Annotated in this window: 22 protein-coding genes and 1 tRNA gene; 14 read left to right on the forward strand and 9 right to left on the reverse strand. The window is 67.5% G+C overall.

All coding sequences use genetic code 11. The annotated features are described in order from the left end of the window. Positions 1 to 110: 110 nt before the first annotated feature. Complete coding sequence (lysA, locus tag AC5Y4F_RS02715; RefSeq protein WP_499995024.1) at positions 111 to 1,451, forward strand: diaminopimelate decarboxylase; 1,341 nt, start codon at positions 111 to 113, stop codon at positions 1,449 to 1,451. 4 nt (positions 1,452 to 1,455) lie between these two features. Here the strand turns inward: lysA and AC5Y4F_RS02720 are convergent, their stop codons facing one another. Next, positions 1,456 to 2,049: a TetR/AcrR family transcriptional regulator gene (locus AC5Y4F_RS02720; RefSeq protein WP_156656103.1), complete on the reverse strand. Its 594-nt coding sequence runs from the start codon at positions 2,047 to 2,049 to the stop codon at positions 1,456 to 1,458. 162 nt (positions 2,050 to 2,211) lie between these two features. Between AC5Y4F_RS02720 and AC5Y4F_RS02725 the strand changes: the two genes are divergently transcribed. The 8 genes from AC5Y4F_RS02725 to pth all read left to right on the forward strand — a co-directional run bounded on the left by AC5Y4F_RS02725 (position 2,212) and on the right by pth (position 8,631). Then, a tRNA-Gln gene (locus AC5Y4F_RS02725) sits at positions 2,212 to 2,283 on the forward strand. Between the two features lie 99 nt (positions 2,284 to 2,382). Beyond that, complete coding sequence (glmU, locus tag AC5Y4F_RS02730; protein ID WP_067930321.1) at positions 2,383 to 3,888, forward strand: bifunctional UDP-N-acetylglucosamine diphosphorylase/glucosamine-1-phosphate N-acetyltransferase GlmU; 1,506 nt, start codon at positions 2,383 to 2,385, stop codon at positions 3,886 to 3,888. 94 nt (positions 3,889 to 3,982) lie between these two features. Continuing rightward, complete coding sequence (locus AC5Y4F_RS02735) at positions 3,983 to 4,963, forward strand: ribose-phosphate diphosphokinase (RefSeq protein WP_064878996.1); 981 nt, start codon at positions 3,983 to 3,985, stop codon at positions 4,961 to 4,963. Further along, positions 4,964 to 5,320 carry an arsenate reductase (glutaredoxin) gene (gene arsC / locus AC5Y4F_RS02740; protein ID WP_499995026.1) on the forward strand — a complete coding sequence of 119 codons (357 nt, stop codon included), beginning with the start codon at positions 4,964 to 4,966 and terminating at the stop codon, positions 5,318 to 5,320. It abuts the gene before it with no gap. Between the two features lie 17 nt (positions 5,321 to 5,337). Next, positions 5,338 to 5,967 (forward strand): LpqN/LpqT family lipoprotein, encoded by a 630-nt coding sequence (locus tag AC5Y4F_RS02745; RefSeq protein WP_369829662.1) that lies wholly within the window; start codon positions 5,338 to 5,340, stop codon positions 5,965 to 5,967. Positions 5,968 to 6,168: 201 nt separating this feature from the next. Continuing rightward, the gene (locus AC5Y4F_RS02750; protein WP_067929990.1) at positions 6,169 to 7,038 is read left to right on the forward strand and encodes an oxidoreductase; all 870 of its coding nucleotides are present in this window, start codon (positions 6,169 to 6,171) and stop codon (positions 7,036 to 7,038) included. A 336-nt stretch (positions 7,039 to 7,374) separates the two neighbouring features. Further along, positions 7,375 to 8,043 (forward strand): 50S ribosomal protein L25/general stress protein Ctc, encoded by a 669-nt coding sequence (locus AC5Y4F_RS02755; protein WP_067929992.1) that lies wholly within the window; start codon positions 7,375 to 7,377, stop codon positions 8,041 to 8,043. 12 nt (positions 8,044 to 8,055) lie between these two features. Then, positions 8,056 to 8,631 carry an aminoacyl-tRNA hydrolase gene (gene pth / locus AC5Y4F_RS02760; RefSeq protein WP_067929994.1) on the forward strand — a complete coding sequence of 192 codons (576 nt, stop codon included), beginning with the start codon at positions 8,056 to 8,058 and terminating at the stop codon, positions 8,629 to 8,631. A gap of 13 nt (positions 8,632 to 8,644) precedes the next feature. Here pth and AC5Y4F_RS02765 read toward each other — a convergent pair whose 3' ends face one another. The 5 genes from AC5Y4F_RS02765 to AC5Y4F_RS02785 form a co-directional block, all read right to left on the reverse strand. After that, the gene (locus AC5Y4F_RS02765) at positions 8,645 to 10,279 is read right to left on the reverse strand and encodes a fatty acyl-AMP ligase (protein WP_067929996.1); all 1,635 of its coding nucleotides are present in this window, start codon (positions 10,277 to 10,279) and stop codon (positions 8,645 to 8,647) included. Between the two features lie 337 nt (positions 10,280 to 10,616). After that, positions 10,617 to 11,573, reverse strand: a complete 957-nt coding sequence (locus tag AC5Y4F_RS02770) for a 4-(cytidine 5'-diphospho)-2-C-methyl-D-erythritol kinase (RefSeq protein WP_067929997.1) — start codon at positions 11,571 to 11,573, stop codon at positions 10,617 to 10,619. Positions 11,574 to 11,632: 59 nt separating this feature from the next. Further along, positions 11,633 to 12,586, reverse strand: coding sequence for a 16S rRNA (adenine(1518)-N(6)/adenine(1519)-N(6))-dimethyltransferase RsmA (gene rsmA / locus AC5Y4F_RS02775; RefSeq protein ID WP_499995029.1), 954 nt, complete (start codon positions 12,584 to 12,586; stop codon positions 11,633 to 11,635). Further along, positions 12,550 to 13,677 (reverse strand): resuscitation-promoting factor, encoded by a 1,128-nt coding sequence (locus AC5Y4F_RS02780; RefSeq protein ID WP_197520441.1) that lies wholly within the window; start codon positions 13,675 to 13,677, stop codon positions 12,550 to 12,552. Before AC5Y4F_RS02780 ends, rsmA begins: the two co-directional genes overlap by 37 nt. Positions 13,678 to 13,836: 159 nt before the next feature. Then, on the reverse strand, positions 13,837 to 14,679 hold the full coding sequence (locus tag AC5Y4F_RS02785) for a TatD family hydrolase (protein WP_067930005.1): 843 nt from the start codon (positions 14,677 to 14,679) through the stop codon (positions 13,837 to 13,839). Positions 14,680 to 14,712: 33 nt separating this feature from the next. Between AC5Y4F_RS02785 and metG the strand changes: the two genes are divergently transcribed. Beyond that, the gene (gene metG, locus AC5Y4F_RS02790) at positions 14,713 to 16,284 is read left to right on the forward strand and encodes a methionine--tRNA ligase (RefSeq protein WP_067930007.1); all 1,572 of its coding nucleotides are present in this window, start codon (positions 14,713 to 14,715) and stop codon (positions 16,282 to 16,284) included. A gap of 62 nt (positions 16,285 to 16,346) precedes the next feature. On the opposite strand, the gene AC5Y4F_RS02795 is transcribed toward metG, so the two are convergent. After that, positions 16,347 to 18,011, reverse strand: a complete 1,665-nt coding sequence (locus tag AC5Y4F_RS02795) for a hypothetical protein (protein WP_067930009.1) — start codon at positions 18,009 to 18,011, stop codon at positions 16,347 to 16,349. 377 nt (positions 18,012 to 18,388) lie between these two features. Between AC5Y4F_RS02795 and AC5Y4F_RS02800 the strand changes: the two genes are divergently transcribed. The 3 genes from AC5Y4F_RS02800 to AC5Y4F_RS02810 are packed head-to-tail and all read left to right on the forward strand — an operon-like array spanning position 18,389 to position 21,785. Further along, positions 18,389 to 19,576: an NAD(P)/FAD-dependent oxidoreductase gene (locus tag AC5Y4F_RS02800; protein ID WP_067930011.1), complete on the forward strand. Its 1,188-nt coding sequence runs from the start codon at positions 18,389 to 18,391 to the stop codon at positions 19,574 to 19,576. Continuing rightward, positions 19,573 to 20,484, forward strand: a complete 912-nt coding sequence (locus tag AC5Y4F_RS02805; protein WP_067930013.1) for an RNA polymerase sigma-70 factor — start codon at positions 19,573 to 19,575, stop codon at positions 20,482 to 20,484. The genes AC5Y4F_RS02800 and AC5Y4F_RS02805 overlap by 4 nt, the downstream gene beginning before the upstream one ends. Positions 20,485 to 20,534: 50 nt before the next feature. Further along, on the forward strand, positions 20,535 to 21,785 hold the full coding sequence (locus tag AC5Y4F_RS02810) for an aminodeoxychorismate synthase component I (protein ID WP_499995032.1): 1,251 nt from the start codon (positions 20,535 to 20,537) through the stop codon (positions 21,783 to 21,785). Positions 21,786 to 21,795: 10 nt separating this feature from the next. Here the strand turns inward: AC5Y4F_RS02810 and rsmI are convergent, their stop codons facing one another. Continuing rightward, positions 21,796 to 22,632, reverse strand: a complete 837-nt coding sequence (gene rsmI, locus AC5Y4F_RS02815; RefSeq protein ID WP_499995033.1) for a 16S rRNA (cytidine(1402)-2'-O)-methyltransferase — start codon at positions 22,630 to 22,632, stop codon at positions 21,796 to 21,798. Between the two features lie 24 nt (positions 22,633 to 22,656). On the opposite strand from rsmI, the gene AC5Y4F_RS02820 reads away from it, so the two are divergent. After that, positions 22,657 to 24,252, forward strand: coding sequence for a dolichyl-phosphate-mannose--protein mannosyltransferase (locus AC5Y4F_RS02820; RefSeq protein ID WP_067930019.1), 1,596 nt, complete (start codon positions 22,657 to 22,659; stop codon positions 24,250 to 24,252). 76 nt (positions 24,253 to 24,328) lie between these two features. On the opposite strand, the gene arcA is transcribed toward AC5Y4F_RS02820, so the two are convergent. Beyond that, positions 24,329 to 25,540, reverse strand: a complete 1,212-nt coding sequence (gene arcA, locus AC5Y4F_RS02825) for an arginine deiminase (protein ID WP_067930021.1) — start codon at positions 25,538 to 25,540, stop codon at positions 24,329 to 24,331. Positions 25,541 to 25,623 lie beyond the last annotated feature (83 nt).

Genomic DNA, 25,623 nt, shown 5'->3' on the forward strand with positions numbered 1-25,623 from the left:
CCTGTCCGACAGGGCCGGACAGACCGAACCCCGTCAATATCGAGCTCGCGGCCGTCAAAGGAGCGTAAGGAAGGCACCGCCGGGGTTACCCGCGGGCGCACGTTGAATTCATGACATTGCTGGATATCCTGCCGTCTGTCGGTCAGGCGGCTCCCCCGCGTTTCGATCCCGCGATCTGGCCCATCACCGCGCACCCCGACGACGAGGGCAGGCTGTGCGTCGGCGGTATACCACTGGCCGATATCGCCGACGAGTTTCACACCCCGGCCTACGTCATCGACGAAACCGACTTTCGGCATCGCGTCCGTCGCTACCGCGCGACCCTGCGCGGGATCGAGGTGGTGTACGCCGGGAAGTCGCTACTGAGCACCGCGGTGGCGTGCTGGGCCCGCGAAGAGGGCCTCGGCCTCGACGTGTGCTCCGGCGGCGAGCTGGCCGTCGCCCTTGCCGGTGGAGTCGATCCGGCACGCATCGTCATGCACGGCAACGCCAAATCGGCGGAGGAGCTGCGCGAAGCGGTGCGAGTCGGGGTCGGACGCATCGTGGTGGATTCCGGCATGGAAATCGCCTACCTCGCCGGCCTGGCGCAGCGGCGCCAACGGGTGCTCATTCGGGTGACCCCCGACATCGATATTCACGGACACCGAGCCGTCACCACCGGTGTCAGCGACCAGAAGTTCGGATTCACGCTGTACGGCGACCGGGCCGATGTCGCGGCCCAGCGGGTGCTGGCGCACCCGATCCTCGACCTCGTCGGGCTGCACTGCCACATCGGCTCGCAGGTCACCGACCCCGCCCTCTATGGCGAAGCGATCCGCCGGATGATCAGCGCGATGGCCGACATCCGGACCCGACACGGCGTCATCCTCACCGAGCTGAACATCGGCGGCGGGCACGCCATCCCCTACGTCTCCGGCGACCGCGAGCTCAACCTCGAGCAGCTGGCCGATGTCATCGAAAACGCACTCGACGAGGCCTGCGCCGCGGAGCATTTCCCGCGACCGCAGATCGTGGTGGAACCGGGACGGGCCGTCTGCGGCCGGGCCGGCGTGACGCTGTACCGGGTGTGCTCGATCAAAACCCAGCCGGGTGGACGCACCTTCGTCGCGGTCGACGGCGGCATGAGCGACAACCCGCGGGTGTCGCTGTACGGCGCGCGATACACCGCGGCGCTGGCCAACCGGCATGCGCTCGGAGTCAAGCAGCGGGTGACAGTCGTCGGCCGACATTGTGAGGCGGGCGACGAGATCGCGCGCGACATCGAACTCCCAGCGGACCTGCACCCCGGCGACCTGCTGGCCGTGGCCTGCACCGGCGCCTACCACCACAGCATGGCGTCGAACTACAACATGGTGGGCCGACCCGCGCTGGTGGCGGTCAAGGACGGGCGGGCCCGCGAACTTGTTCGCCGGGAGACCGTTGCCGACCTGCTGGCGCGAGACTGCGGTTAGCCGGCTACTCGTCCTGCAGTCGAGGGTCGGCCTCCAGGTGCGTCAGCCCGTTCCACATCAGGTTGACCAGGTGGGCCGCCACCACTTCCTTCTTGGGCTCCCGGGTATCGAGCCACCACTGCGCCGTCATCGACACCGAGCCGACGAGCGCCTGGGCGTACAGCGGAGCCAGCCCGGGATCCAGGCCACGGCGGGAGAAGTCACCGGCCAGGATGGAGCTGACCTGGTTGACGGCGTCATTGAGCAGGCTGGAGTAGGTGCCCGAGCTGATCGCGGCCGGCGAGTCGCGGATCATGATCCGGAAGCCGTCGGTGCGCTGTTCGACGTAGGTGAGCAGCGCCAGCGCGACCCGCTCGACGCGCACCCGAGACCGGTTGTTGGTCAACGACGACGTGATGCCGTCCAGCAGCGCCGACATCTCGCGGTCGACGACGACGGCGTACAGGCCTTCCTTGCCGCCGAAGTGCTCGTAGACGACCGGTTTGGACACGTTGGCGCGCAGCGCGATCTCCTCGATCGAGGTGCCTTCGTACCCGCGTTCGGCGAACAGCGTGCGCGCGATGCCCACGAGCTGCTGGCGGCGCTCGGTGCCGGTCATCCGCGCGCGCGGCGCCCGGGCCTCTTTGTCCGGTTCCTTGTCCAGCACGGCCACGTCAATCAGCGTATCGGTCAACAGCCGACAAGCGGGCCGCATCGTGGTCAGACTAAAGTCTTCTTGGCGCGGTCGGTATCAACCCGCCGCTCGCCAATGGATTAGCGATCCGTCGTGGTGTAATCGGCAGCACCTCTGATTTTGGTTCAGATAGTTCAGGTTCGAGTCCTGGCGACGGAGCTTCGATTTTTTGCCTTCACCGCAGCTGAAGTGACACGCTTATCGGCGTATCGGCCTTTCGCGCGCAGCCCGTGCGGGAGAAATCCAAGAGGAGGGTTGATGTCGTCTCCTGGTGATACCGCGGTCCTGGTGCTAGCGGCCGGGCCCGGCACCCGGATGCGGTCGGACACCCCGAAAGTCCTGCACACGATCGCGGGGCGCAGCATGCTGTCCCATCTCCTGCACGCGATCACCAAGGTGGCTCCCCAGCACCTGGCCGTCGTCCTGGGCCATGATCATGAGCGCATCGCGCCGCTGGTCGCCGACTGGGCCGACGCCCTGGGACGCCCCATCGATGTGGCTCTGCAGGACCGCCCCCGCGGCACGGGCGACGCCGTGCTGTGCGGCCTGTCCGCGCTGCCAACCGACTACGCCGGCATGGTCGTCGTCACCTCAGGCGACACCCCGCTGCTGGATGCCGACACCCTGGCCGATCTGATCGCCGCCCACAGCGCGGCGCGGGCCGCGGTCACCGTGCTGACCACGACGGTGGACGACCCCAGCGGCTATGGCCGCATCCTGCGCACCCAGGACGACGAGGTCATGGCGATCGTGGAACACGCCGACGCTACGCCCTCGCAACGCGAGATCCGTGAGGTCAACGCCGGCGTCTACGCCTTCGACACCGTGGCGCTGCGCTCCGCGCTGAACCGCCTGAGCTCCAACAACGCCCAGCAGGAGCTGTACCTGACGGACGTCATTGCAATCCTGCGCGGCGACGGCCTGGCCATCCATGCCCGCCACGTCGACGACAGCGCGCTGGTGGCCGGCGTCAACAACCGCGTCCAACTCGCCCAGCTGGGCGCCGAACTGAACCGCCGCATCATCGCCACCCACCAGATGGCCGGCGTCACCGTCGTCGACCCCGCCACCACCTGGATCGACGTCGACGTCAGCGTCGGCCGCGACACCGTCATCCACCCGGGAACGCAGTTACTCGGCCGCACTCAGGTCGGGAGCCACTGCGTCGTCGGCCCGGACACCACCCTGACCGATGTCAGCGTCGGTGACGGCGCCTCCGTGGTGCGCACCCACGGCACCGCGTCGTCGATCGGTGCCGGCGCGACCGTCGGGCCGTTCACCTACCTGCGGCCCGGCACGGTGCTGGGCGACGACGGCAAGCTCGGCGCCTTCGTCGAGACCAAGAACTCCACCATCGGCACAGGGTCCAAGGTGCCGCACCTGACCTATGTCGGGGACGCGGACATCGGCGAACACAGCAACATCGGCGCTTCCAGTGTTTTCGTCAACTACGACGGCGAATCCAAACGGCGGACCACCATCGGCTCGCACGTGCGCACCGGCTCGGACACCATGTTCGTGGCGCCGGTCACCGTTGGCGACGGCGCCTACACCGGCGCGGGCACGGTGGTGCGCAACGACGTCCCGCCCGGAACGCTCGCGGTGTCCGCGGGTCCGCAACGCAACATCGAAGGTTGGGTGCACCGCAAGCGCCCGGGCAGCGCGGCCGCGCAAGCGGCCCAGGCCGCCGAGAAAGCCGCCGGTCAGAGCACCCCGCCGGTCTCCAAGGCCGACCAAGCACCAGAAGCCGACTCGACACCGTGAATTTGCTAGCTGGCAACCCGGCCATAGTTCCGTACGATTCGCTTCGTACGATGGGGCCTTCCATCCCCCACCCCGATATGGCGAGGGCAGTGCGTTGAGCCACGACTGGACCGATAACCGCAAAAACTTGATGCTCTTCTCCGGTCGCGCGCATCCGGAGCTGGCCGAGCAGGTGGCCAAAGAGCTCGACGTCCACGTCACCGCGCAAACGGCGCGGGAATTCGCCAACGGCGAGATCTTCGTGCGGTTCCACGAATCGGTGCGCGGATGTGACGCCTTCGTGCTGCAGTCCGCCCCCGACCCGGTCAACAACTGGCTGATGGAACAGCTGATCATGATCGACGCCCTCAAGCGGGGCAGCGCCAAGCGAATCACCGCGGTCATGCCGTTCTACCCGTACGCCCGGCAGGACAAGAAGCACCGTGGCCGCGAGCCGATCTCGGCCCGGCTGGTCGCCGACCTGCTCAAGACCGCCGGCGCCGACCGGATCGTCACCGTCGACCTGCACACGGACCAGATCCAGGGCTTTTTCGATGGGCCCGTCGATCACATGCGCGGGCAGAACCTGCTGACCGGCTACATCCGCGACAACTACCCGGACGGCAACATGGTGGTCGTCTCGCCCGACTCCGGGCGCGTGCGCATCGCCGAGAAATGGGCCGACGCGCTCGGCGGCGTCCCGCTGGCCTTCATTCACAAGACCCGCGACCCGCGGGTGCCCAACCAGGTGGTGTCCAACCGCGTCGTCGGTGAGGTGGCCGGGCGCACCTGCGTGCTGATCGACGACATGATCGACACCGGCGGCACCATCGCCGGTGCGGTGAAGCTGCTGCGCGATGAGGGCGCCGGCGACGTGATCATCGCGGCCACCCACGGTGTGCTATCCGATCCGGCGGCCGAGCGGCTGGCCGCCTGCGGCGCGCGGGAAGTCATCGTGACCAACACCCTGCCGATCGGCGAGGAGAAGCGATTCCCCCAGCTGACGGTCCTCTCCATCGCGCCGCTGCTGGCCAGCACCATCCGCGCCGTATTCGAAAACGGTTCGGTCACCGGGCTCTTCGACGGAGACGCCTAGATGGCTGCGGAGCCACACGACGCCGTTATCTTTCACAACCCACGCTGCAGCACCTCGCGCAAGACGCTGGACCTGCTGCGCGACAACGGGTTCGAACCCACCATCGTCGAATACTTGAAGACCCCGCCGTCGCGCGCCGAGCTGGTGAAAATGATCCGCGACGCGGGCATCGACGTGCGCACCGCGATCCGCAAGCGCGAGTCGCTTTACGAGGAGCTGAATCTCGCCGATGCGAGTGATGATCAGCTGCTCGACGCAATGATCGAACATCCCATCCTCATCGAACGACCCTTCGTCATCACAGCTAAGGGCACGCGGCTGGCCCGTCCGATCGACGCGGTCCGCGAGATTCTGTGAATCGGCCCGGCCGCCTCGTGGCCGCGTTGGTTGCGGTGGCTTTCTTCGCCGCCGGATGCGCTCCGAAACCGCCTGATTACCAATCGATCCTGTCGACGACCTCTGCGACCACGACAACCAAGGCGACGGAGAAGCCGGTTCCGCTGTCGCAGTATCTGCAAAGCATCGGAGTGACCGGACAACCGGTGGAACCGGGATCGCTGCCCGACCTGACGGTCTCGATACCGACACCTGCGGGCTGGTCGCGGTTCACCAGCCCGAACATCAACCCGCAAACCCTGATCATCTCCCAGGGCGGCAAATTCCCGACGGCACGGCTGGTGGTGTTCAAGCTCAACGGTGACTTCGACCCGGCGCAAGTCATCAAGCACGGCAACGACGATGCGCAACTGTTCGAGAACTTCAAACAGCTGGACGCCTCGGGCGCGCCCTACAACGGCTTTCCGTCGTCGATGATCCAGGGCAGCTACGACATCGACGGCATGCGGTTGCACAGCTGGAACCGCATCGTCATCCCCACCGGATCACCGCCCGCGCGCCAGCGTTATCTGGTGCAGCTGACCATCACCGGCCTGGCTGATCAGGCGGCCGCGCAGTCAACCGACATCAACACGATCATTCACGGATTCGTCGTCGCGGCAAAGTGATTGGTGCTATCGCGGCGCTGCTCTGATCTCACCGAGATTGCCGTCATGGTCGTGATAGGCGATCCCGTCACAGCCCTCACGGCAATCTCACCGGCCGTGCCGACTGAGCCACGTCCCTATCCCCGCCGAACCAGCCCGTAAAAGACCGGCAGCGGACGTCACCACTAGGCGGTACGCGCCGCACGATTAGTGTTGTCTGCCATGACTGGCTGGACCGCCGCAGATCTGCCGTCGTTCGCCGAACGCACCGTCATCATCACCGGCGCCAACAGCGGGTTGGGCGCCGTGACCGCCCGTGAGCTGGCCCGACGAGGGGCCACGATCGTCATGGCCGTCCGCAACATCCGCAAGGGCGAGACCGCAGCCCGTCGGATGGCCGGTCAGGTCGAGGTGCGTGAGCTCGACCTGCAGGACCTGTCGTCGGTGCGCCGATTCGCCGACGGGGTCAGCAGGGCCGACGTGCTGATCAACAACGCCGGCATCATGGCGGCCCCCTTCGCGCTGACGGTCGACGGCTTCGAAACCCAGGTTGGCACCAATCATCTCGGTCACTTCGCGCTGACCAACCTGCTGCTGCCCAAGCTGACCGATCGGGTGGTGACGGTGTCGTCGATGGCGCACTGGGCCGGACGCATCGACCTCGACGACCTGAACTGGCAGAACCGTCGCTACTCGCCGTGGCTGGCCTATAGCCAATCCAAGCTCGCCAACCTGCTGTTCACCAGCGAGCTGCAGCGCCGCCTCACCGCTGCCGGTTCCCCGCTGCGTGCCCTCGCCGCCCACCCTGGCTACTCGCACACCAACCTGCAGGGCGCCTCGGGCCGCAAGCTGGGTGACGCGATGATGTCGGCCGTGACGTCGGTGGTCGCCACCGACGCAGATTTTGGTGCGCGGCAAACCCTGTACGCGGCGTCCGCGGATGTGCCCGGCGACACCTTTGTCGGCCCGCGATTCGGTCAGGTCGGCCGCACCCAGCCGGTTGCGCGCAGCCGGCGTGCCCGAGACAGCGCCACCGCGGCGGCGCTGTGGTCGCTGTCCGAGCAGCTCACCAAGACCCACTTCCCCCTCTGATCACGCCAGTCACAAACGCCACGCCAGTTTCCGGAGGAGGCGGTGGACGTTTTGCCCGCCTTTGAGCGACAACGGGGCTGGCCGCCCGGTGCCGATTTGTCGCTCGAAGGCGGGCACTCGCAACACCGTCCTCGCCGAGTAACAGAAGTGCCGAGTGACAGAAGTGACGCCCGTTCGCTACCGATCCGGAATTTCCCCTCTGAGGTGCAGATGCGCTAACCTGACCGGGCGTCACGGCGAGGGTGGCTGGCTGGCCAGCACCGTTATCGACGGAGACCGACGAATCGTCGCGACCCGGCCGTGCCCCGAAGACAGGCGAGCACACAGGAGCGACAAATGGCTAAGCAATCAGTCAACCAGTTGAAGGTTGCGGTCCGCGCCGAGACCGGCAAGGGCGCGTCCCGGCGAGCCCGCCGCGACGGCAAGATCCCGGCCGTGCTCTACGGCCACGGCGCCGACCCGCAGCACTTGGAGCTGCCCGGCCATGACTTCGCCGCGGTGCTGCGGCACGCGGGCACCAACGCGGTGCTCACCCTCGACATCGAGGGCAAGGAGCAACTGGCGCTGACCAAGTCACTGGACATCCACCCCATTCGCCGCACCATTCAGCACGCCGACCTGCTGGTCGTGCGTCGCGGCGAGAAGGTCGTCGTCGAGGTCCGTGTCGTCATCGAAGGCGAGGCCGTGTCCGGCACCCTGGTGACCCAAGACGCCAGCGCCATCGAGATCGAGGCCGACGCCATGTCGATTCCCGAGCAGTTGACGGTGTCGATTGAGGGTGCCGAACCCGGTACCCAGTTCTCCGCCGGACAGATCACCCTGCCTAAGGGTGTGAACCTGATCTCCGACCCGGAAACGCTGGTGGTCAACGTGGTCACCGCGCCGACGGCCGAGGAACTCGCCGAAGAGGGCGCCGGCGAGGTCACCGAGGAAGCCGCGGCGCCCGAAGGCGAAGAAGAGGCGGAGGCCGGCGGAGAAGAGGCCGCCGAAGCCGAGTCCGAGTAGGCGGATCACGAAGTGGCCGAGCCGTTGCTGGTGGTCGGCCTGGGCAATCCCGGAGACAACTACGCCCGGACCCGACACAACATCGGGTTCATGGTCGCCGACCTGCTCGCCGCGCGGATGGGTTCGAAGTTCAAGGCGCACAAGCGTTCCGGTGCCGAGATGGTCAGCGGCCGCCTCGCCGGGCACTCGGTGATCGTGGCAAAGCCACGCTGCTACATGAACGAATCCGGGCGTCAGGTAGGCCCTTTGGCGAAGTTCTACTCGGTGGCACCGGGCGACGTCATCGTCATCCACGACGATCTCGACTTGGACTTCGGCCGTATCCGGCTCAAGATCGGCGGCGGCGAAGGCGGCCACAACGGTCTGCGTTCGGTAGGGAATGCCTTGGGCAGCAAGGACTTCCAGCGAGTCCGGATCGGAATCGGCCGCCCTCCGGGACGCAAGGATCCGGCGGTGTTTGTGCTGGAAAGCTTCAGCGCCCTCGAGCGCGCCGAAGTTCCCACCATCTGTGAGCAGGCTGCGGATGCAACCGAACTGCTGATCGAACTGGGGCTAGAGACCGCACAGAACCGCGTCCACGCCTGGTAGCGAGGATGCCTGACTAGGTCACCAGGTCGAGGGACGTGGATCGGCGCAGCTTGCCCGACGGCGTCTTCGGGATGGTCCCGGGACCGAGCACCACCACGTTGCGTGGCCGGACGTCGACCTCGGCCACCACTTCACGCGCGACCCGATGCTCGATGCGACGCACCTCGGCCTGGTCTTGGTAGGCGTTGGATTCCACGGCCACGGCGAACGTCTCGCGGGAATGGCCGGCGTCCAGGCGCACCGCGACCGCACACCCTGGCCGCACGCCCTCGACGCGGCAGGCGGCGCGCTCGATGTCGGTCGGGTAGATGTTGCGGCCCGCCATGATGATGACGTCCTTCACGCGGCCGCACACCACCACGTGGCCCTCCTCGGTGAGGTAGCCGAGGTCACCCGTGTCATACCAGCCGTGCTCGTCCTGGGCGGAGATGAAGCCGCCCATGGTCAGGTAGCCGGGCGTCAGCGACTCGCCGCGCAGCTCGATGACACCGACGCCGCGCGCGGGCATCACCTCGCCGTTCTCGTCGACGATGCGGGCCTCGAGGTCCTTGAGCAGGGGGCCCAGCGTGGCCAGCCGGCGGGTGTTGCCCTTGGTGGCGGGGACGGCGCGGCGCAGGGCGGCCAGCAGGTCGGCGTCGACCTCGTCGACCACCAGGCCGGCGTTGCACTCCGAGAACGACACGGCCAGCGTGGTCTCGGCCATGCCGTAGGCCGGCAGGATCGCCGACGGCCGCAGGCCGAACGGCTTGCCCGCGTCGAGCAGGTCCTCGACGTCGGCGGGTTCGACGGGCTCGGCTCCGGACAGCGCGAACCGCAGGGTGGACAGGTCGAAGTCGCCGGGCTTGGCGTTACGACGCAACCGCTTGGCCAGCAGCGCGTAGGCGAAGTTGGGTGCCGCGGTCATGGTGCCCTTGTACTTGTCGATGAGCTTGGCCCACAGCAGCGTGTCCCGCAGGAAGTCCATCGGGGTGACCTTGACTAGTTCGGCACCGAAATACATGGGGATGGTGAGGAATCCGACCATGCCCATGTCGTGGAAGCAGGGCAGCCAACTGACCATGACGTCCTTGTCGACGTCGTACTGGGCGCCGATGAACATCGCCTCCGCGTTGGAGTAGATGTTGCGGTGGGTGATCTGGACCGCCTTGGGAGATCCGGTAGACCCGGACGTCAGCTGCATCAGGGCGAGCGCATCCTCGCCGACCTCGACGGGATCGATCGGTTCCGCCGCGAGCAGGTCGGTGACGGTGAGGACATGGATGCCCTTCTCCTCGAGGACCGGGATCGCCACCAGGAAGGGCTCCGAGACGACGACGGCCTTCGCCTCGATCATGCCGATGACGTTCATGGTGTCGTCAGCCCACACGGCGAGGTCTGTGCGTGGCGTGGGCTGGTGCAGCATGGTGAGGCTCGCCCCGCGAATCCACAGGCCCTGCGCCGTCGGCGCGATCTCCACCGGATAACCGGCGAGCACACCGACCGCGTCGCCGGGCCCGATGCCCGCGGCAGCCAGGCCACCCGCGATACGGCGCGCCCGCTCGTGAACCTCGCCCCAGGTGTGACGGACCGGTTCGTGGGGTTCACCGGTGACCATGCCCGTCGTTGCCGACCGGGCATTGCGGTACATCTTCTCGGTAAACCTGCTCACAAAATCCTCCTCGGTTCCAGCCCTCGCCCCAACGCCCCGGATTTCATGGTCCGCCCGCTGGGCAGCGCTGCGCCGCAAGCACGCCAACACAGTTGGGCGGCGGTTAGGTCTCGGATCGATGATGCTTCCGCATCCGCCACAGGCCGGCCGCGTTCGGCCGCTCGATGAGCGTGAAACGGACCCGCAAGACCTTTGCGGGCCCGATTCGATGATCGCCCACCGGAACGCCCGGCAGGCGATGGAACTATGTGATCCTGCTCAACGCTTCCCGTCACCGCGCCTCATCTTAAACTCCTCTTAGGGAAGCGCCAAACCACCGCACACGTTGGGAAAAAATTCACACCTCGGTGGGTGACGGGACCACCCGCGCGCCCACCACCGGCCCACTGGCGACCCGCACGGTGCGGCAGACACCCGCCCCGGACACCTCGGTGCCGATGTCGACCGCGGCCGCCGCCGATGAGCACAGGAAGGCACACGTCGGGCCCGAACCGGACACGATGCCGGCCAGCGCCCCGGCCTGGACACCGGCGCGCAAGGTCCGCCGCAGGGCGGGGTGCAGGCTCACCGCGGCAGCCTGCATCTCGTTGCCCAATAGCGGCGCCAACTGCTCCGCGTCACCGGCGGCCAGTGCGGCCAGCACCGGCCCCGGAGCGGGCAGCCGCGGCGGATCCCCCGCCTCCCGCAACCGGTCCAGTTCGGCGAAGACGGCCGGCGTCAGCAGCTCACTGTCGGCGAACGCCAACACCCAGTGAAAAGTGTTGCGGGACAACACCGTCGCCAACTCCTCGCCGCGGCCGGTGCCCAGCGCGGTTCCGCCGTGCAGCGCGAACGGCACATCACTGCCCAACCGGGCGGCCAGCATGCGCAGATCCCGGCGGGGCACGTTGAGTTCCCACAGCGAGTTCATCGCGACCAGCACGGCCGCCGCGTCGGCGCTGCCACCGGCCATGCCGCCGGCGACCGGAATGGTTTTGTCGATCATGATCGACACATCCGGCGCCCGGCCGACGTGTTCGGCCATCAGCTCGGCAGCCTGCCAGGCGAGGTTGCGTTCGTCGGTGGGCAGCGTCTCGGCGCCCTCGCCGACGATCTCGAGCGAGAGCACATCGGCATTGCGGACCGTCACCTCGTCGAGCAGCGAGACGGCCTGGAAGATCGTGTCCAGCTCGTGATAGCCGTCCTCGCGACGGTCACCCACCGCCAGGTAGAGGTTGACTTTTCCGGGCACTCGGACGGTGACCGATCCGGTGGGAACCCACTGCGCGGCGGTGTTGCCATCAGACGCTGACACCGCAGCAGACTATCGCTGCTGCCGACCGATCACACGCAACGGCGCCCTGGGTCCCGCCGTCAGCCGGCAGACGCCCCCTGCTGGGCGGCCCGCGCGGTCGTCGCTGCGGTGCTGTGGGGCCGATCGGCGGACCGCTGCCACAACCGCACGAAGTCGTCAATGGAGAGCGTCTCACCGCGGCGGGCAGGGTCGATACTGGCGGCCAGCAACCGATCCGCCGACTCGTTGCCCGAGCCGGCCCAGGCCACGAACGCGTTGCGACATGTCTTGCGGCGCTGCCCGAACGCGATGTCGACCAGTTCGAACACGTGACGGCGGAAGGCTTCCTCGGTGGGCCACGGCGAGGTCGCGTACCGGTCGATGCGGACCAACCCGGAGTAGACGCGAGGAATAGGCCAGAAGACGGTCGGCGGCACCATGCCGCACCGGCGAACCCGACCGAAGAAGCGCACCTTGACGCTGGGCACCCCGTATTCCTTGCCGCCCGGCTGGGCGGCCAGCCGCTCGGCGACCTCGGCCTGCACCATGACCGTCACCGTGTGAATGGACGGAAACTCGGCAAGCAGATGCAACAGCGCCGGAACGGCGACGTTGTACGGCAGGTTGGCGACGACTGCTGTCGGCTGGACATCCAGCTCGCCGCGGCGGAGGGTCAAGACGTCGCGGTTGATGACCGTCAGGCGCTGGCTTTCGCTTCCCGAGTGCTCGGCGACGGTTTGGGCCAGCCGCTCGGCCAGCACCGGATCGATTTCGACGGCGGTGACCGCCGGGCCCCGGTCCAGCAGTGCCAGGGTCAGCGACCCCAGTCCGGGTCCGACTTCCAGGACGTGGTCAGAGCGGCTCACCCCGGAGGTCGAGACTATCCGGCGCACCGTATTGGCGTCGTGGACGAAGTTTTGGCCGAGGGATTTCCGTGGCCGAAATTCAAGGTCTTTGGCCAGCCGCCTGATCTCGGTACGCCCGAGCAGCCGGATGGTCAGCGTGCACCAGCTCTTCCGCTGCACACTGGCCACGCGCCCCAACCCTGGCGCTCTCGGGTCACCTCGGCGACGGTGATCTGCTCCTCGCGCGTGGCGAGGTCGGCGCGGGAGGCGAACCGCAATCCTCCGTTTCGCTCCCACGTGCCCTGATCGAACTGCACACCGCCGTAGTACCCGTTTCCGGTGTTGATCGCCCAGTTTCCGCCGGCCTCGCAGCTCGCGATCGCGTCCCAGATCGAGCCGTCACTGACCGGAGGCACCTCGGTGCCGGGTTTGGTGCCGATGCGGACCACCGAGTCGCGGGCCGGCGTGATCACCGTGTTGGCGATCGGCAGCCGACCGGTCTCGACGCCGTTGACGCTGGCCACCGAGAAGGTGACGTCTTGGGTGCCCGGGCTGCCGGGATCCTCGACGACCTGGCGGCTCATGTTCATGTCCGGATCTTCGATGCGACGGGCGTTGGGGGGCAGCGGGATTCGCTCGGTGACCTGCTGGATCCGGTTGCGGGTCACCTGGACTTCCATCCCGTCGGCGATCGGCGTGTTCGCGGGCGGCATCACCTGGTCGCTGTCGAGCAGCGGTGCGCCGGCGGCACTCAACAGGCCGGCGACATTCGGTGCCGCCAGGTGCACGTTGCGGATCGCGCCGGCGTCGTTGATGCGGACCGTCTTGGCGCTGACAACCGGCAGCGCCATGCCGGCCAGCGGGACGCGGCTGCCGCGATTAGCCGCGGCAGGTGCGGTGTCGGTCATCGCCAGCTGGGCCAGCGCCTCATCGACAGTGGACGCGGTGGTCCACACCTGCTTGGTGTCATGGCCGTCCAACGAGATCTGCAGCGGGCGGCTGCGTCGTAACACGATCTTGCCGGCGTCGTGCACCGCGACATCACCGGCGGGGTACAGGTCGTCGCGTTCGTCGATGGAGAAACCGTTCTCTGCGACGACGTCGATCACCCGCGACTTCATGGTCGTCACCTGCATGGCGACCCCGTCGACGGTCAATGTCACCGTCTTGCACACCGAGACCGCGTATCCGCCCGCGAATGCCAGGACTACCAGCAGCCCTCCGACAACGAGACGCAACATCGGCGAAGGATTCTGATGCAGTTTTGTCAATACACTCAACGCGCGCTACCCAACCCTCAACAACCCACTCATTCAGCAGCAAGGTCACAAAATTAAGGGCCCGCAGGCCCAGTCGTTCGATCACAAGACGGTAACGAACCGGTCAAGGTTGGGCAACTCCGACGCAGCGATCTAGAGAGAATCGCCTGGTCGTTCACCTCACACTGTGACCAATCCATACACCCGCGCAGCGTTGCCCGTCGTTATCTCGGCCAGCTCTTCCGGGCGACGACCCACCAGTTCGGCGATCGCCCGAACAGTATAAGGAAGGCAATAGGGCTCATTCGCCGTCCCCCGATATGGATGCGGCGTCAGAAATGGCGCGTCGGTCTCCACCAGCAGCTGCGCCGGCGGTATCAACGGGATGGCTTCGCGCAGGGCGTGCGCGTTGCGGAAGCTCGCGGTACCGGACAGGCTCAGCACCCACCCGGCGTCCACGCAGCGGCGGGCCATGGCGGCGTCTGAGGAAAAGCAGTGAAAGATCACGGACTCCGGGGCGCCCTCGGCGGCCAGCACATCGAGCACTTCTGCGTCGGCGTCCCGGTTGTGGATCATCAGAGGCTTGCCGGACCGCTTCGCCAAATCGATGTGCCAGGCGAACGCCTCTCGTTGCACGGCCGGCTCCGCGCAGCCGTCCAGCCGGCCGGGCCAGTACAAGTCCAGCCCGGTTTCGCCGACGGCCACCACCCTGGGATGGCCCACCAGTCGCTCGATCTCGGCGCGGGCGGCGTCGTCGAGCGCGTCGGCACGGGTCGGGTGCAATGCCACCGCGGCGTAGACGCGCGGGTCCCACTCCGCGGCGTGCGTTACCCAGCGCGCCGAATCGAGGTCGTCGGCGATCGTGACGACCGCGATCACCCCGACAGCCGCAGCGCGGTCCACGATGGCGTTCACGTCCTCGGCGTCGGTCGCGCCACACGCATCCAGATGGGTGTGCGCATCGACGAGTGGGCTCAACGGCACGGGGGCAGGAGGCGGCTGACGTTTGGAACTCACGCGCACACAATAAGGTGCCCACAAATAAGGTTGAGGGCGATGAGGCCCTATTACGTCACCACCGCGATCACCTACCCGAACGGCGAGCCGCACATCGGACACGCGTACGAGTACATCGCCACCGACGCGATCGCCCGGTTCAAGCGGCTCGACGGGTTCGATGTCCGGTTTCTGACCGGCACCGACGAACACGGCCTCAAGATGGTTGAAACGGCGGCGGCCGAGGGCATTCCGACCGCCGAGCTGGCCCGGCGCAACTCCGATGTGTTCCAGCGGCTGCAGGAGCGGTTGAACATCTCCTTCGACCGGTTCATCCGCACCACCGATCCCGACCACCACGAGGCGTCCAAGGAGATCTGGCGCAAGATGTCGGCGGCCGGAGACATCTATTTGGACGTCTACTCGGGCTGGTACTCGGTGCGCGACGAACGGTTCTTCGTCGAATCCGAGACCAAACTCCTCGATGACGGCACCCGGCTTGCCGTGGAGACCGGCGCCCCGCTGACATGGACCGAGGAGCAGACTTACTTCTTCCGGCTCTCGGCGTATACCGACAAACTGTTGGCCCACTACGAGGCCAACCCGGACTTCATCGCGCCCGACGTGCGACGCAACGAGGTGGTCAGCTTCGTCTCGGGCGGCCTGCGCGATCTGTCCATCTCGCGCACGTCGTTCGACTGGGGCGTACAGGTGCCCGAGCATCCCGACCACGTGATGTACGTCTGGGTCGACGCGCTGACCAATTACCTGACCGGAGTTGGTTACCCCGACACCGAATCCGAATCGTTCCGGCGCTATTGGCCGGCCGACCTACACATGATCGGCAAGGACATCATCCGATTCCACACCGTGTACTGGCCGGCTTTTTTGATGTCGGCCGGAATCGAGCTGCCGCGAAGGGTTTTCGCGCACGGGTTCCTGCTCAACCGCGGCGAGAAGATGAGCAAATCGGTGGGCAATGTCGTCGATCCGATAAATCTGGTCGACACGTTCGGCGTGGATCAGGTGCGCTATTTCCTGTTGCGGGAAGTTCCGTTCGGGCAGGACGGCAGCTTCAGCGAAGACGCCATCGTCACCCGGGTCAACTCCGATCTGGCCAACGAGTTGGGCAACCTGGCCCAGCGGTCGTTGTCGATGATCGCCAAGAACCTCGATGGGGTCGTTCCCCAACCTGGTGAGCTGATTGCCGCCGACTCCGAGTTGCTCGCGACGGCCGACGGCTTGCTGGACCGGGTACGGGCCAGCTTCGACTCCCAGGCGATGCACCTTGGGCTGGAAGCGATCTGGCTGATGCTCGGGGACGCCAACAAGTATTTCTCGGCGCAGCAGCCGTGGGTCTTGCGCAAGAGCGAATCCGAGGCCGACCAGGAACGTTTCCGCACCGTCTTATACGTCACCTGCGAGGTGGTCCGCATCGCCGCGCTGCTGGTTCAGCCCGTCATGCCCGAATCGGCGGGCAAGCTGCTCGATCTGCTCGGACAGTCGCAGGACCAACGAGCGTTTGCCGTCGTCGGCACCCGGCTGACACCGGGCACGGCGCTGCCCGCTCCCGCGGGCGTATTCCCGCGCTACCAGGCGGTTTCCGACACGAATGAGCAGAACGAACAATGAGCGGCGAGTGAATTAGCTGCGCCACAATTTGTTTGGATTCACGTGAGGACTTCGGATCCTCACTATGCGCTGGTCGGGTCGCTCGGGATATCAAGTGTGGCAATCGGATACAACCCGGAGCCATCGCGGCCGTCTCGCGCCAGGGCCATCGGCGCGTAGTTCACGACGTGCGAGGCGCCCGGTATGTGCTGTTGCCATTCGACCGAGGCTCGCACCGTGTAGTGGCCCGGCGCCAGGCCCGTCACGTCCACGTGCACCGACTCGGCGGCCGACTCCGCAACCGGCTCCTCGCGAGACTGGCTGGATTCATCGTGGACCAGCGTCTTGAGATTGACCGCCGCGGGCAGGCTGCGAACCACCGCACCCGAGAAATCCACCAGTTTGTAGCCGGGCACCCAGTGCTCGGTGGCCGCCGCCGAGCCGTAGTTGGTCCACTCGACCGAGATCGTCGCCACCTTCCCCTGCATCGATTGCGATCCGGGCTTTGCCTCGACCGAATACCGGTAGCCGGCAGAGGTATTGGCCTGGCTCCACAACTCAAACAGCTTGGGGTCCATCGCGGACGTCGCATCGCGGTCCGGGAAATCGGCGCTCGACGTCATCGACACGTGATACCGGATGACATCGTGCAGCCCCTTCTCGTAGTACGACCGCGCATCGGCACCCCTGGGCAATCGGCACCACTGGCTGATCACCAGCGCCGTCATCAGCCGCTGCCTGATCGCATTGACGACAGCGTCGTTGGACCGGACGTATTGGGAGTCGTTGGCCTCGGCCCACTCCGGCAACGGCGCCTGCACCCCGAGGCAGTCCGTGCGGATGCCCACCGGCGCGGCCAACTTCTTGGTGACGTCGTCGGCGAACAGCTGGCGGACGATCTCCGGATTCTGCGGAGCAACTACCAGTTGGGTGTGGCCGAAGGCGTTGACGTTGGCCGCGACCAGCTGGGCGATGGAGGCTTTGGTGATGCTCTGGTCGCGGAACTGGCTGTAATAGCCCAGTTTTGCGGTGCTGTCGTCGGGGGTGGGACCCGCAGCCCCTAGCGAATCGCGCAGATACGCGAGCTGGTTCTGGCCGAAGTCACCGTAGCCGGAGAATTCGAACACGGACAGCCGCTCGTCGCCGTCATAACGGCGGCCGAGCGCGCCCAAAAGGTGGCTGGCGCCATTGAGGTAGTCGGGGTCGTTGAAGTTCGGTACCACCTGGGTGATGCCCGGGCCCGAACCGGTCGACGGCGCGGGATAGCTGGCCGCCGACGGGCGCAGCCAGTCCGGAATCGCGATGTTGGTGTTGTCGGCGTAGGAATCGTTGCAGCAGGACTTGTAGACGTACACCCCCAGGATGAGGCGCATGTTGCGGCTGCCGAGTTTGGCCAGTGCGTCATCGATGGCGCTGAAATCGAACCTGCGGTCGTCGGGTGCGTCCGGGGGCAAGGTGCGCGGATCGACGGGCTGCAACTGCCGCCACGAGACACGCAAGCTGGCGTCGTACGACGCGGGCCAGGCAGAGTATCGCTGTTGCGCTGAATTACCCTGCGGGAAAAGCGGATTCAGCATTTCCTCATACTGGCCGCGCAATGGGTTGGGTATCTCCTGCGCGGTGGGCGGGATGGCCGGGCTGACCATCGCCGACAGCGGTCCCGGGTCGCTCTTTCCGCCGCAGCCGCTGAGCGCCACCGCCGCGCACACGACAGCGGCCAGCGCGCGTTTCCGCAATGAGCACACCATGGCGACGTCAGATCGCGTCCGACGACCGAGGGCTGCGCGCCTGCGCCGATACCGGCGCGGCGCCTGGCCCAGGCGAAGCGATCGTCGTCGTCAAGGTTGTTTCTCCCAATACACAGCGTTGCGAGTGCAAGTGGCCCCATGTTTCGCGCGTTCCAGCGGTGCGTGATCCGGCCCGGGGCAGGCCTTGATTGGCGTAGCGCAGCGTATCATGCGCGTTTCGGCATAGCTTCGCTGCAGCTCAGCGGCGTTCGACGGCGAAACGGCCGGCGCCGCCCGCTGGCGCGCAGTGAGACGGGTCACAATTGCGCGCCTGCCTGTCACGCTCGGCGGCTCTGCGGTGTCTCAAGGGCACAGGACCTTACGAGAAGGAGACAGCCATGACCGAGGTGGCACGCCGGAGAACCCATGTCGTCGTCGTCGGCGCCGGATACGCCGGAACGCTGGCGGCCAACCATCTGCGCCAGCACCCGGACGTCGACATCACCGTAGTGAACCCGCGACCCGTCTTCGTCGAGCGAATCCGCTTGCACCAGTTGGTTGCCGACACCGGCACGGCGACCGCCGATTACGCGACGCTGCTCGGCGAGGGGATCCAGTTGGTCGTGGGCAGCGTCGATCACATCGACGCCGCCGGCCGGCGTGTTTTGCTGGCCTCCGGCGCCGAGCTGGACTACGACTACCTGATCTACGCCGTGGGCAGCACCGGCGCCCCCGCAGAGACGGTGCCCGGCTACGCCGAATTCGCCCATTCGGTCGCCGACCTGGAAAGCGCGCAGCGACTGCACTACGCGCTCACCGATCTGCCGCTACCCGCACCCGTCACCGTGGTGGGTGGCGGATTGACCGGCATCGAGACGGCCGCCGAACTGGCTGAGAGCAGGCGCCCGGTGACGCTGGTCTGCGGCCCGGTGCTGGGTCCGTCGCTGAGCAAGCGGGGCCGGCGTTCGGTGGCCAAACAGTTGCGCGGCCTGCGTGTCAACGTGCTGGAGTCCGTGGCGGTGGCCGAGGTGCGCTGGAATGAGGTGGTGCTCACCGACGGCGTGGTGCTGCCCAGCGCGGCGACCATCTGGACGGCCGGATTCGCGGTGCCGGATCTGGCCGCGCGCAGCGGACTGCACACCGACCCGATGGGCCGGCTGCTCACCGACGAGACGCTCACCAGCATCGACGACGAACGGGTCGTCGCCGCGGGTGATGCCGCCGCGCCGTCGGGTCAACCGTTGCGGATGAGCTGCCAGGCCGCCGGCCCGATGGGTGCCCAGGCCGCCAACACCGTGCTCAGCCGTATCGCCGGCGAGGCTCCCGCGGCGCTGAGCCAGGCGTTCGTCGGCCAGTGCATCAGCCTGGGCCGCACCCACGCCACCGTGCAGTTCTCCCGCACCGACGACACGCCGGTGAACATGTTCCTCGGCGGCCGGGCGGCGGCGTCGATCAAAGAAGCGATCTGCAAAGGCACGGTGTGGTCGATCCGGCGGGAAGCCGCCAAGCCCGGTTCGTACCGCTGGATCAAGGGCGGTAAGCGGCCCGCGCAGTCACCGGCCGACGAGGAGGTCGCCGCGCGATGACGCAAGCACCGATCGGCAGCGAGCACGCCGAACGGTTCACCTTGCTGCGGCCACTGCTGTTCACCATCGCCTACGAGATGCTGGGCTCGGCGACCGAGGCCGACGACGTCTTGCAGGACAGTTATCTGCGGTGGGCGGCGGTCGACTTGGCGACGGTGCGTGACACCAAGTCGTATCTGGCCCAGCTGGTCACCCGTCAGGCGCTGAACTCGCTGCGGGCCGGTGCCCGCCGGCGCGAGGATTACGTGGGGCCGTGGCTGCCCGAGCCGCTGTTGCTCGACGAGCAGGATCCCTCGACCGACGTCGTTCTGGCGGAATCGATTTCGATGGCGATGCTGGTGTTGCTGGAGACGTTGAATCCCGACGAGCGGGCCGTGTTCGTACTGCGCGAGGTGTTCGGCTTCGACTACGGCGAGATCGCCGAGGCGGTGGGCAGGCCGGCGCCCACCGTACGGCAGGTGGCGCACCGGGCTCGCGAACACGTGCGTGCCCGGCGCAAGCGATTCGACTCGGTCGACCCGGAACGCAACGCCGAAATCACGGCGCAGTTCATGGCGACGGCGGCCGGCGGAGACGTGCAAGCGCTGATGGCGATGCTTGCCCCGGACGCGACCTGGACGGCCGACAGCGGCGGCGTGGTGAGCGCCGCCCGGCGGCCGGTGGTCGGTGCCGAAAAGGTCGCCCGCGCGATCGCCGGCCTGATGCGCCGGGCCGCGGCCCTGGGCACGATGCGGGTGGAGATGGTGACCTGCAACAGCGCCCCGGCGGTGTTGCTCTACCTCGGTGAACAGCTCGAGGGCGTGATCACCCTGGAGATCGCCGAGGACAAGATCACCAACTTCTATGTGATGCGCAACCCGCAGAAACTGGCCGCCCTGGCGACCGCCCGCGACATCAGCCGTAGCTGAGCAGCGGGCACCGCGGATGCGACACACCGCCGCTCTGTCAAGCTAGGGCTGTGCGAATCGACCGGCTCGGCGATCTTGGCGCCGCACCCCAGGTGCTGCGCGCCGTGGGCAACGCCACCCGCCGGCTCGGTTTGCCGCCGCCGGCCGCGCTGACCGGCGAATGGTTCGGCGCGCTGGCGGTGATCGCGCCGAGCCTGTCGGTGCGCCCGGTGCACGCCGACGACGTGTTCGCGGTTCAGGCATCGCCGACACCGGAGCCGCACGCAGTGGGCGGCGGCTGGATCGGCTACCTGTCTTATCCCGACCCCGCCGCCGACGCGCAGGCCTACCAGATCCCTGAGGCCGCGGGCGGCTGGACCGACTGCGTGCTGCGCCGCGACCGCGACGGGCATTGGTGGTACGAGAGCCTCTCCGGCGCGCCGATGCCGGATTGGCTCGCCACCGCGCTGGCGGCGCCGGCGGTCGTGGCGCGCGAATGCCACATCGATTGGGCCATCGCCGACCAGGCCGCGCACCGTGACGGGGTGCTGGCATGCCTGGAAGCCATCCGCGCCGGCGAGGTCTACCAGGCTTGCGTGTGCACGCAGTTCACCGGAACGGTCACCGGCGCCCCGCTGGACTTCTTCATCGACGCCGTGGCGCGCACCTCCCCGGCCCGGGCGGCCTACCTCGCCGGCACGTGGGGCGCGGTGGCGTCGCTGTCGCCGGAGCTTTTCCTGCGGCGGCGCGGCACGATCGTGACGTCCAGCCCGATCAAGGGCACGCTGCCGCTGGATGCCTGGCCATCCGCACTGCGCGCGTCAGCCAAAGAGGTCGCCGAGAACATCATGATCGTCGACCTGGTGCGCAACGATCTTGGCCGGGTGGCCATCGTCGGCACGGTGACCGTGCCCGAGTTGTTGGTGGTGCGCCGCGCACCGGGCGTGTGGCACCTCGTGTCGACGGTGTCCGCGCAGGTTCCCAGCGAGTTACCGACGTCGGCGTTGCTGGACGCCACCTTCCCACCGGCCTCGGTCACCGGGACACCCAAACATCGCGCCCGTCAACTGCTCTCGCAGTGGGAACCAAATCGTCGTGGAATATATTGCGGCACAATAGGATTGGCATCGCCGGTGGCCGGTTGTGAGCTGAACGTCGCGATCCGAACCGTCGAATTCGATGCCGCGGGCGGCGCGGTGCTGGGCGTCGGCGGCGGGATCACCGCCGACTCCGATCCCGACGCCGAGTGGGCGGAATGCCTCCATAAGGCGTCCCCCGTCGTCGGGCTGCCGTCCGTCGCCGCCGCGAGTCCGGCCGGCTGACCGGGCGACCTCAGTCGCGTCGCGCTTGCAGCACCGCGTCGTAGAGTTGCCTCGCACGCACCCCAGAATGTGCGGCGGCCACCTGAGCGCAGGCGTCCTTGGCGCGGGCACCGCGTGCAATCAGCTCCTCCACCTCGGCGACCAGCGACGGGACGTCGGCGCTGGGAGCGGCGCCGGCCAGTACGACGGTGATCTCCCCGAGCACGCCGTCGGCCGCCCACGCCGACAGTTCGTCGAGCGATCCGCGGACCACCTCCTCGTGCACCTTGGTCAGCTCCCGGCATACCGCCGCCCGGCGTGCGCCGCCGAGCCGTTCGACCGCGTCCCGCAGGCAGGCGGACAACCGACGCGGCGATTCGAAGAACACACAGGTGCGCCGCTCGTCGGAAAGTGAATCCAGCCAGGTCCGCCGCGCGCCCTTCTTACGCGGCGCGAATCCCTCGAAGCAGAACTTCTCGGCCGGCAGACCGGACAGCGCCAGCGCGGTCGTCACCGCCGACGGTCCCGGCAGGCATCCCACCGGCAGCCCGGCCTCGACACAGGCCGTCACCAGCCGGTAGCCGGGGTCGCTGATCAGCGGCATCCCGGCGTCGCTGACCACCAGCACCGTGGCACCCGCGCGGATCGCCTCGATCACCGACTGCGCCCGGGCGTTCTCGACCTGGTCGAACATGCTGATCACCCGACCGCTGATCTGCACATCGAGGAACTTGGCCAGCGTGCGCACCCGACGGGTGTCCTCGGCGGCCACCACATCGGCTCGGGCCAGGGCGTCGATCAGCCGGGGGGAGGCGTCCGACGGCTGGCCTAGAGGGGTTGCGCCCAGCAACAGGCGGCCGGTGGTCATGACCGACAGCCTACGATCGACGTGATGACCGCCCCGCCCCGCGAATCCCTCTCGAACACAGAGGGTGCCGATACCGAGCGCGCGGTGCCCGTCGTCAGTCCCGGGCCGCTGGTGCCGGTCGCCGATTTCGGGCCGACCGATCAGGTCCGCGGCTGGGTGGTGACCGGGGTTATCACCCTGGTGGCGGCGGTGACGCGGTTTTTGAACCTGGGCTCGCCCACCGATGGCGGCACCCCGGTCTTCGACGAAAAGCACTACGCGCCGCAGGCCTGGCAGGTCCTGCACAACCACGGCGTCGAAGACAACCCCGGGTTCGGACTGGTCGTCCATCCGCCGGTCGGCAAGCAACTGATCGCCCTCGGTGAGGCGATCTTCGGCTACAACGGGGTCGGCTGGCGGTTCACCGGTGCATTGCTCGGCGTGGTCATGGTGGCGCTGGTGATGCGGATCGTCCGGCGGCTCAGCCGCTCGACGCTGATCGGCGCGATCGCCGGCGTGCTGGTGATCTGCGACGGTGTCAGCTTTGTCGCCTCGCGGACCGCATTGCTCGACGGCATCCTCACGTTCTTCGTGGTCGCGTCGTTCGGTGCGCTGATCGTCGACCGCGACCAGGTTCGGCAGCGAATGCACATCGCGCTGCAGGAGGGCCGCATCGGCGACACGGCGTGGGGTCCGCGGCTGGGCGTGCGCTGGTGGCGCTTCGGCGCCGGAATTCTCCTCGGATTGGCTTGCGGCACAAAGTGGTCCGGCCTGTACTTCGTGCTGTTCTTCGGTGCCCTGTCGCTGGCGTTCGACGTGGCGGCGCGCCGTCAGTACCAGGTGACCCGACCTTGGCTGGGGACCCTGCGGCGTGACCTCGTCCCGACCGCGTACGCGCTGGCCGTCATGCCGGCGTTGGTGTATCTGGCCAGTTACGCACCGTGGTTCGCCTCCGAGACCGCCATCGACCGGCACGAGGTGGGCCAGACGATCGGCCCGCATTCGGTGGTGCCCATGCCCGACGCCATCCGATCGCTGTGGCATTACACCGCCAAGGCGTTCCAATTCCACGCCGGCTTAACGAATTCCGCCGGCAACTATCACCCGTGGGAATCCAAACCGTGGAGTTGGCCGATGTCACTGCGGCCGGTACTCTATGCCATCGACGAGCAGAACGTCGCCGGGTGCGGGGCACAATCGTGCGTCAAGGCCGAGATGCTGGTGGGCACCCCGGCGATGTGGTGGCTGGCGGTGCCCGTCCTCATTTTCGCGTTGTGGCGCATGTTGGTGCGCCGCGACTGGCGGTACGCCGCGGTGCTGGTCGGTTACTGCGCGGGCTGGCTGCCCTGGTTCGCCGACATCGACCGACAGATGTACTTCTTCTACGCCGCGACCATGGCGCCGTTTTTGGTGATGGCCATCGCGCTTACCTGCGGCGACATTCTCTACACCCCGGGAGCCCCGCCCCGGCGGCTGCGGCCGCGGGCGTATTCGGAGCGACGCACGCTGGGGCTGATCGCCGTGTGCTGTTACGTGGCCTTGGTGGTGACCAACTTCGCCTGGCTGTTCCCGGTGCTCACCGGTCTGCCGATTTCGCAGCAGACGTGGAATATGGAGATCTGGCTGCCCAGCTGGCGCTAGTTGGTTCTCCGCGAAACTGCAACTAGCGACGGCCCAACTCGGGAAATGCGTTGCCAGTTGCAGTTTCGCGGCATCGTCACAGCAGGTCGCGGGCGACCGGGCAGGACATGCACCGGGGTCCGCCGCGGCCGGTACCGAGTTCGGATCCCGGGATGGTCAGCACCTCGATGCCGGCGTTCTGTAGACGAATGTTGGTCTGCACGTTGCGTTCGTAGGCGATTACCACGCCGGGCGCCAGGGCCAGCGTGTTGTTGCCGTCGTCCCACTGCTCACGTTCGGCCACAACGGGATCCAGTCCCGTGTCGATGACCCGCAGCTTGTCGATCTCCATCGCCTTGGCCGCGGCCTCCAGGAACGGGGCCTCGTCGCTGATGGCGACCCCGTCGGGCGTGCGCGCAATGGTGAAGGCCGACAACGAGTCGACGATATTCGCGTACATCACCACCGTGTCGGTGTCGACCATCGTGCACACCGTGTCCAGGTGCATCTGGGCGCGCCGCTGCGCGATCGGCACCGCGAGCACCGTGTTCGCGAGGTCGTCGTCAAACAGGCTGCGCGCCAACGCTTCCGCGCCGGCCGGAGTGGTGCGCTCGCCGACCCCGACCGCCACCACGCCCGGCGCCAGCAACAGCACGTCGCCGCCCTCGACGGGGGCGGTGCGCGACTCGTAGGCACGCCGCACGCCGGTGAACCGAGGGTGATGGGCGTAGATGAGATCGGTCAGCGACGCCTCGCGCACGCGGGCACGCAGTGCCAGCGTAGGGATGACCACCCGCTGGCCGATCCAGATCGACGAGTCGCGGGTGAACACCAGGTTGGGCAGCGGATCGATGACGAAGTCGCCGCCGTGATGCATGCGCAGCACCAACGACACGTCGGTCCGGGTGCCCGGGGGCAACTCGTTGAACGTCATGCCGGCCATCAGAATCTGGGCCAGCCGCGCCGGCTCGAGTCCCCTCAGGTACGCCGAAAGTTCCTGAGCCAGAGGCACTCCGAGTCGTCGCGCGTCGACGGCGGCCGCGACGCCCTGCATGCGGGCGGCTCCACTGTACGTCAGCGCCTCGGTGAGCAGATCCGACAACAGCAGCACCTCGATGCCGCGGGACCGCAGCAGTGCCGAGAACTGGTCATGCTCGTCTTGCGCGCGGGCGACCCACGGCAGTCCGTCGAACAGCAGCTGGTCGACGTTGCGCGGATTGAGGCGGAGCAACTCGGCGCCGGGGCGGTGCAGGATGACCACGCGCAGCGCGCCGACCTCGGAATTGGTGCCCAGCTCGACAACACCCACGGGTCAACCGTAGCGGCGCGGGGCCGCGCGGTCCCGGCACACGCCCGTCGCGCGCCTCGGACCATCGAACGGATGTGCGATAA

It is taken from the genome of Mycobacterium sp. NGS56 (genome assembly GCF_059812425.1).